Below are 833 nucleotides of genomic sequence, written 5' to 3'. Positions count from 1 at the left end.
TCTTTTTCCCCCTCCCTCTTCTTTCCTTCTCTTTTTCCCTTTTCCTTCTCTCTCGCCCTTCTTTCCTCCTCTTTCCCCGACTTTCCTCTTTTTCCTCCCTCCTCTTCCTTTCCTTCTTCTTCCTCCTCCTCCTATTAAGATCTCCCCTTTTTTTCCTCTTCTTTCTTTTCCTCCCTCCTCTCCCTTTCTCTTCCTCTTCTCTTCCTTTCCCCTCCTTCCCCCTCCTCTCCTTCTTTCCTTTCCTCCCTTTTCCTTTCTGAAAGTAAACCCCTTCTTCCCTTCTCTTTTCCCCATCTCTTTCTCCTCTTCTTCTTTTTCTCCTCCCCTCTCTTTTCCCCTTCCTTTGCAAGATTCTTTCCCTTCTCCTTTCTCTTTTCTTCCTCCCCCCCCTTTTCCCTTCCCGCAAGGCTCCCTCATCCCCCCTCCCTCCTCCCCTTCCTCCCCTCCCCCTCCCTCTCACCCCTCTCAAGATTAGAAACTTTATACCTCCCCCTTTTCTCCCTTTTTTTTTCTTTTTCCTTCCCTTCTTCCCCCTCCTCCTCCCCTCTCCTTCTCCCCCTCTCTTTTCTTTTCTCCTTTTCCTCTCTCTCCCCCTTCTCCCCCCCTCTCCTCCCCTTCCCCTCCCTTTCCTTTCCTTTCCTTTTCCCTCTTTTTCTTTCCTTCTCTCCCCTCTTTCTTCCTCCTCCCTTCTCCCTCCATTATCTCTCTTTTTTTTCTTTTTTTCCTCCCTTTTCTTCTCTTCTCTCCCTTCTTTTTCCCCTCCTTCTTTCTCCCTTCTCTCTCTTCTTTTCTCTTCCTCTTCCCCCTCCTCTCTTCCTTTCTTTTCTCCCCTT

The 833-nt window shown here is 49.0% G+C and carries 2 protein-coding genes; both read right to left on the bottom strand.

What is annotated here, in order from left to right:
• The coding region (locus E1963_RS23595; RefSeq protein ID WP_201272085.1) for a hypothetical protein at positions 1-417 on the bottom strand (417 nt) is incomplete at its 3' end.
• A 63-nt stretch (positions 418-480) separates the two neighbouring features.
• Positions 481-833: hypothetical protein (locus tag E1963_RS23585; protein ID WP_201272084.1), on the bottom strand; the 353-nt coding region annotated here is incomplete at its 5' end.

Source organism: Extibacter muris (genome assembly GCF_004345005.1).
GTDB classification, from domain to species: Bacteria; Bacillota; Clostridia; order Lachnospirales; family Lachnospiraceae; genus Extibacter; species Extibacter muris.
The sequence above is the reverse complement of the archived record's forward strand: the minus strand, read 5'-3'. Positions and strand labels throughout refer to the sequence as shown.